General features: G+C 45.7%; 1 pseudogene. It reads left to right on the top strand.

The window, feature by feature from the left end:
* A pseudogene (locus HC176_RS18635) lies at positions 1–315 on the top strand (ATP-dependent zinc metalloprotease FtsH); the annotation flags it as partial.

Below are 315 nucleotides of genomic sequence, written 5' to 3'. Positions count from 1 at the left end.
TACAATTGTTCCCCGCGGACAATCCTTAGGTGCCGCCTGGTATCTACCCGAAGAAAGGCTTATTGTAAGGCCTGAGCAAATGCTGGATGAGATGTGTGCAGCACTGGGTGGACGGGCAGCCGAAAAAGTTGCTTTCAACAAGATCTCAACCGGTGCCTTAAGTGATCTTGAAAAGGTCACAAAGCAGGCCAGAGCAATGGTTACCGTTTATGGTTTGAACGATAAAGTTGGAAACCTCACCTATCACGATTCTTCAGGACAAAGTGAATATAACTTCACCAAGCCTTACAGTGAGAAAACTTCAGAATTGATCGA

It is taken from the genome of Tamlana crocina, assembly GCF_012037625.1.
Note: the sequence above shows the minus strand (reverse complement) of the source record. Positions and strands in the feature narration are given on the sequence as shown.